5 protein-coding genes and 2 pseudogenes are annotated in these 5,889 nt (G+C 60.0%); 2 read left to right on the forward strand and 5 right to left on the reverse strand.

Annotated elements, in window-relative coordinates:
• Positions 1-41: 41 nt before the first annotated feature.
• From IM708_RS20105 to IM708_RS20125, 5 genes are all read right to left on the reverse strand, one after another.
• Positions 42-266 carry a phage integrase N-terminal SAM-like domain-containing protein gene (locus IM708_RS20105; protein WP_245243354.1) on the reverse strand — a complete coding sequence of 75 codons (225 nt, stop codon included), beginning with the start codon at positions 264-266 and terminating at the stop codon, positions 42-44.
• Positions 267-385: 119 nt separating this feature from the next.
• Positions 386-1,666 (reverse strand): glycosyltransferase family 4 protein, encoded by a 1,281-nt coding sequence (locus IM708_RS20110; protein WP_348525010.1) that lies wholly within the window; start codon positions 1,664-1,666, stop codon positions 386-388.
• A gap of 102 nt (positions 1,667-1,768) precedes the next feature.
• Positions 1,769-2,557 (reverse strand): FkbM family methyltransferase, encoded by a 789-nt coding sequence (locus IM708_RS20115; RefSeq protein WP_209428349.1) that lies wholly within the window; start codon positions 2,555-2,557, stop codon positions 1,769-1,771.
• 79 nt (positions 2,558-2,636) lie between these two features.
• Positions 2,637-4,178 (reverse strand): hypothetical protein, encoded by a 1,542-nt coding sequence (locus IM708_RS20120; protein WP_209428350.1) that lies wholly within the window; start codon positions 4,176-4,178, stop codon positions 2,637-2,639.
• 132 nt (positions 4,179-4,310) lie between these two features.
• Complete coding sequence (locus IM708_RS20125) at positions 4,311-4,850, reverse strand: ISAs1 family transposase (protein ID WP_209428351.1); 540 nt, start codon at positions 4,848-4,850, stop codon at positions 4,311-4,313.
• A 118-nt stretch (positions 4,851-4,968) separates the two neighbouring features.
• Between IM708_RS20125 and IM708_RS20130 the strand changes: the two are divergent.
• Together IM708_RS20130 and IM708_RS20135 are read left to right on the forward strand one after the other, a co-directional pair.
• Positions 4,969-5,516, forward strand: a pseudogene (locus IM708_RS20130) (IS5/IS1182 family transposase); the annotation flags it as partial.
• 46 nt (positions 5,517-5,562) lie between these two features.
• Positions 5,563-5,889: pseudogene (locus IM708_RS20135) on the forward strand (IS256 family transposase); the annotation flags it as partial.

Here is a 5,889-nt window from a genome sequence, read left to right on the forward strand (position 1 = left end):
GGAACTGCTCCCCTGGAACTGGGCCGCCCCAAAAGCCACCGTCAAGGCCGCCTGACCGCGGCTCCCGCCGGATGGTTGCCGCGCTTCGATGCAAGGTGAACCTGAAAGGTGCGTACGTCCTCCAGCGTCAGCGTGTCAGGCGAGCGGCCGAAGAAACGGCTGAACTTCGATACTGCATGAAGGTAGTATCGCTGGGTCGCCGGCGAAAGGTTGCAGACCGTCATGTCTTCGATCATGCGGCGGCGCAGAGGGCTGACTTCGGTCATCGGAATGCTCCTGTCTGGAAGGGGGCTCAGCAACCCAATCCTTTCAGACAGAAGCTCCCATGGCGACAATGCCCCCTGCCGCGGAGCGGTTTCGTTCAATCCTCAAACGTCAACAGACCCTAGCATTTCGAATAGGAATTCACCACGCGTTCCAAGAAATCCGCCATCTGGCGTCCCACTGCTACGGGAGATAAATTCTGTTCGGCGAATTCGCGGGCGGCGTGACCGAGCTTGTCCGCCAACTCGGGATCATCGAAGAGCCGCGCGCAAGCCTTCGCCATGGCCTCAGGATCATCCGGCGGAACCAGAAGCGCCGTTTCCTCGTGCCGCAGGATCTCGGCCGGGCCGCCGACCCGGGTGCAGACGATCGGGGATCCGACCGCCATGGCCTCAGCCATTACATTTCCGAACACCTCGTAGCGCGAGGCGATAAGGGTAATTCCATGGAGCTGCCGAAGCTTCATGATCTCCGACTTGCTGCGTTGGCCCAGCACTGTGATTCTTTGTCGGACTGGCTCAGGTAGAATCGCAAGATGGGCGCCGATCCCCTGCATACTCCCGTCTGGTAGGTCGACTCCACGATCAGGCCCGACGAAGCTCAGACTGCATTCAGCCGTCGACGCTGCGAGTCGGTTGAACATGTCTATGACGGTGTCGCCGCCTTTGTGCCTGTCGTACCGACCCACGAAAAGCAGTCGCCGCCTTTGACCTTGGTCGGAAGGCGCCAATCTGATCTGGTCTGCCGGAGTTACCGCATTGGGAACCACCGTCTGCGGAACATCCGGAAGTCCGTATGCCTTTCGTGTTGCCTCCAGAACGTCGCGTGACGGCGCGGTGATACCTTGGACCATGTTTAGCGCCGCTGCCTCCCGGGCTTCTCGGTGTGCATCTGAAACCGAGTCGCCGGCATTCAGGGTCTTGTGCACCGCCCAAGGGCCACGCAGCGTGACCACCACCGGTACCGAGACCTCGTCCTGCAACCAGCGCGCCCAACCCTGAGTTTCCTCCATGACGAAAACACTGACGCCAAACTTGCGCTCAGCCTCCCGCACAGCGAATGCGATGCTGCGGGAAATCAAGCGGTGCGGAACAGAATCATCGCCGAGCCTCCACCTCAGTTTGTCGAGCAAAGTCCAAGGACAGCTTGGGACTTCGATAACATCGTCATCGTCGCAGTACGCATCCTTTCGCATGGCGACGATTGTCACGTCGTGCCCACAGCTCTCCAAACCTTCTCGCAGATGTGCTACGGAGGTAGTAATCCCATTGGCGGTGTTCTGACCCGGCCAGGCAGGCGTCAGCAATGCAATACGCAAAACTCTCAATCTTAGCCGAGCCTGATCTGCAACTGCAGTGCAGAAACGATGACATAAGTGATACAACGACGTCCCTGGTACCACAGGCTGGGTGAGGCGTATTTCCCTGCAGCATCAAATGAACCGCCGCCGCTACTCGATGAAGTTATCAGAGTCACTCTCCCTGTACAAATGATTAGTCGAGACCTAGCTGCTGGCGCGGACTGCTAGCCGATCTTGCCCTAAGGGCCAGACCACATAGCCCAAACTATCCAGAAACCGCAAAAGCCGATTGCCGCGATCCGCTGTTAGATGGCCGAACTCAAAATGAATGACAGCCGGCCGCGTTTCGGCAAGTCCTGCGTTGTAAAGTACCGTGTCGTCAGCTCCCTCGGCATCTACCTGTAGCACGTCGATCGCGACGGACAGGCCGAGATCGCGCAGCGCGGCGGGTAGCGGCTTGCAGGGCACTGAAAGCCGTTCGACGGCTTTTTCCGCGTCTCTTAGGCCACGGATATGCTGGTTCGCCCAAGCGACGACGTGTTCGCGCTGACCCGAGGTCACCCCTGTGGGCGCGCGGTAATCCGGCCAGCCTGCTGCATAGGGCGCACGAGCCCGTGACCAGAATTCCGGCCGGATCGCATGCAGTTCCAGAGTGCCCTGGGGGCCGATCGCGGCACCGGAGATGGTACAAGCTGGGTGGAAGGCGTATGTTTCACGTAGCATCGGGTGCAGGCGGTGCTGCGGCTCGAACAGCACGATCTCCGACCTACCTGCCAAATGCGCTCGCACTGTCTCGTGGATTGGGTCGTTGATGCGTCCATCGTTTGCGCCAACGATCACGATGCGTATGAAATTGCCGCTTGCGGCCAGTCCAAGAACGGCAGCAGGATAGGCAGAAAGGCGCCCTGCTACGATCATGTGATCGGGTTCTATCGTTGTACGTTTGATTTGATAGCCAAGTGTCGAGAAAACTAAGCGTGCAATTTCCTTCAAGTACCTATCTCCAAGTAGACTCATTCGCCGTAAGAATTTCACTAAGGGCTAGGCCCGGCTGCGCATTTACGAACATTTCCTAAGGTTTTGTCCGCAATGTTGCAGGCTGAGTCGGGCCTCTCGGACGCCGCACGTGCCGCAGTGCGGGTGCCATTGAACCTGAGTTCAGAGAGCGCTTGCCCACATCGCGGAAAGGATATTTCAAGCTCGCAGGACTGCTACTTTCGTTCTTCTTATGTGTTTTTTGTGCCGAAAAACAATATCCTGACAACGCGCCGCAGACCATCAGGAGAACCGGTGTCTGCGCTGCGTTTGGAATTAGATTGATAAGCCCGATCGTCGCAATCAACACAAGCCCCGTTGTAGCCGGCAGCAGGTCTGTGCGGCGTCGGAAGGCGAGCATCAGGATGGGCAGGGTCATCAGGCCGAATTGCGCGATGTAGCCCAGCCAGCCGTAGCTCCCGATCACGATCACCCAAAGCCCATCGGTCACGCTCAGATTACGGCCGGTATTCGGATCGTAGTCCCGATTGCGCCCCCAGCTACCCCAGCCGGCGAGCGGTCTCTCGTTGGCACGGTCGAGCAGCGCATCCTCGTGATCGAACCGGAACTGTAGCGAGACCGCGCGCTCGGGATTGATCGCCTGCGCCGCAGCGTGGATCGTGTCGGTAGGTACCCATCCGGTGCCACGCAGCATGGGAAAGACCAGAACGGAGCCTGCGATCACGGCTGCCAGGACAAGTTGGAGCCGCAGTGTTGTGAACAGGATCACCGGCGCGAAGAGCATAGCAAGCGCCGTGGCGCCGAGGTTGCGGGTAAGCAGAAGCGTCAACAGCAGCCAGCCGGCGGCGAAGATCCAAGGCATGGCAGCAACCCTTTCGCGTATTGCCTGCCGCCAGAGCGCACAAGCGGACAGGGTTGCCATCGCGAGGAAGATACCGACACTGAGGCCGTGCCCGAGAAATACCACCGGCCGGAAACCGTCTCCCCGGATATGCTGGGCAAAAGAATGTGGAAAGAAACCGTAGATCCACCGGTGGAGTTGCGGGCTCATCCTCAACTCGAAGAAGACGAGGAGCGAATAGGCCAAGGCAGAAATGACGACGATTACAAGCAGATATCGGTGTGCTTCTACCGTTCCTAAGAAGCGCTGCGCCAAAAGGAACGGGAGGAACAAAATGACGAGACCGAAAGCCAGGCTGATCGCATCATAGAGCCGCAGTCCGGGGATGAAACGTGGTCCCGCGATCACCGGATCGGCATTCTGCAGAACGGTGATAATGGGCGTCGCAACCAGAAGCAGGAGCAGCCCGCTAATAATCCATTGCCCGCGCACGCGCAGATTTGACTCGGCCGAAATCTGGCAAGCGCCGCGCCGCGCCGCCGACAACGCTTGCCGGCGCGATACAACCCAGCACATCAAGGCCGCCGAAAGGCTGGGAACCAGCGTTTTATCGATGGTGGGCACCATGGGTAAATTGACACCCGTCTGTGTCGGCAGCAGGAGATAACCCGCCACGATCGACCAGATCAGCGCTTTCTGCAGAGGCATCGCGTTGAACAGTGCTGCTACAACCAGCGGCCAACTAAAGAGCATCATATAGGCGAAAGCATTCGGCACTGATCCCTCCGAAAAAGCTCACTAGGCACAGGCAGGCTGCTGACTCCAACAAGGAGCACACAGAATTCTAATGTATCTTTGGCCTTTAGTCTATTGCGGCAACCCCTATGTCCAGGGGAATCGGGCGAAGGTTCATCTTGCGATGAGGCTTGCGAGGTATTCGTCATCCCAGGCGGCGACCTTCCGCTTGAGATGGAGGGAGTCCTGGCCATTTCCTCGTCGCATCACGTTGAGGGCAATGTGCTTGATGGTTGTGAAGTTGGCTGGGGCGTTGTCGGTTCGCAGGCGGCATTCGTCGTCGCGGAAGACCATGTCCATGACCCAGTGCAGGCTGTTCTCCACCGCCCAATGGTCGCGGACCATGGCGCCGATCTGGTCGGCGGGCAGGGTCAGCGAGGTGATGTAAAAGCGCGTCTCGGACTCGGTCCTGCCGGGCGTGCCCTCGGCGAAGGGCCGGAACCGGCGCAACAGTGCCAGCTTCGCCTCGCCGAAGCGGACGATGTCGGTGATCGTCTCGGCGCCAGCCAGCACGGCCAGCAGGCACAGCAGCAGCACCTCGGGCAGGGGATACATCACTTTGGCGCGCTGCCTTGGATCAGGCAAATCCTCGAAATAGCGAAGAAAAACAATCGACTTGGAAACCGCTCCGCAACCGCTCGAATCCAGGCTCATCGAAACCGTCCTCCTCAGATCAAGAGGCCTTAGATAGATGCACCACTTCAGCCGCTTGTAACCAATTCATTCACCCGATTGCCCTGCCCCTATGTCCCGAAATAGTGCGTGGCGTTAGGTGGACAGTATTCCCGTTGGCGCCCTGCGGCGTCTGCTCTAGGCCCTGGCGCTGACTGGCCGGCTCCTGCACCAGGGGCTGAAAGACAATGGCAAGCTTTATTGCCTGCACGCGCCCGAAGCCGACTGCATCTCCAAGGGCAGGCCCGCCTCCGCTACGAGTTCGGCACCAAGGTCATCCTCGCCGCAACCGTTGCCGAGGGATTCGTGGTCGGCATGCGCGCAATGCCGGGTAATCCCTACAACGGCCACAGGCTCGCCGGGGCGCTGGAACAGGTCGAGATCCTGACCGACCGCCGCCCCAGCCTCGCATTGGTCAACCGCGGCTATCGCGGCCACGGCGTCGAGACCACCCGGGTGCTGATCAGCGGCACCCGCCGCGGCCTCACCCCGACACTGGCGAAACTGCTCTGCCGTCGCAGCGCTACAGAGCCCGAGATCGGCCAACTGAAAACCGACGCCCGCCCCGCCCGCTGTGCACTCAAGGGGACGATCGGCGACGCCATCTTCGCGGTCCTTTGCGCCTGCGGCCACAACATCCGCAAGATGAGCTATGACTGAAAATGGGTGATGCGGCCTGAGAGGGCGGCGTATCGTGGCTGGTGTCGAAGCCTGCCAGAACCTCCCAAAGGAGCGATACGCCATGAAAGACGATACCACGATCACCCCACTTCACCAGCCCGGATCGATCCTCGATCCGCTCACGGAGATCGCCCGCGAGGGCGCACGCCAGATGCTTGCCGCTGCACTCAGGGCCGAGGCAAATGGCTTCGTCGCGCAGTTGACGGACGAACGGCTGCCTGACGGTCGCCAGCGCGTTGTCCGGCACGGTTTCGGACCGGAGCGGACGATCCAGACCGGGATCGGGCCCATCGAGGTGCAACGCCCAAAGGTGCGCGACCGCGCCACCGGCGTGCCGGCT

This window comes from Pararhodobacter sp. SW119 (assembly GCF_017811755.1).
Lineage (GTDB): Bacteria > Pseudomonadota > Alphaproteobacteria > Rhodobacterales > Rhodobacteraceae > Pararhodobacter.